This window comes from Peribacillus sp. SIMBA_075 (assembly GCF_046534585.1).
The window spans coordinates 1-310 of record NZ_JAWRYN010000333.1 but is presented as its reverse complement, the minus strand read 5'-3'; the positions used below and the strand labels follow the sequence as shown (position 1 = coordinate 310).

1 pseudogene is annotated in these 310 nt (G+C 41.6%); it reads left to right on the top strand.

Annotated features, from left to right (window positions below):
* A pseudogene (locus SB775_RS28460) lies at positions 1-242 on the top strand (aquaporin); the annotation flags it as partial.
* Positions 243-310 lie beyond the last annotated feature (68 nt).

The following is a 310-nucleotide window of genomic DNA, read 5'->3' as shown; positions in this document are numbered from 1 at the left end:
CAAGAATTGCCCATGCGATTCTGCCGATTCCAGGTAAAGGTCCATCGAATTGGAAATATGCTTGGGTTCCTGTTGTTGGTCCCATTTTAGGCGGTGCATTTGGCGGTGTTTTCTACAATGCTGCCTTTAAAGCGAACGTCACTCCAGCCTTTTGGATTGTAAGCGTTATTTTAGTTGTGGTATTGTTAGGACTCTATGTCTCTACGAAAAACCAAACAAATGCTGTAAATGAAAGTATGTAAGGGGAGGAAAACACCATGGCAAAAGAAAAATATATTCTCGCATTAGATCAAGGGACAACAAGCTCAAG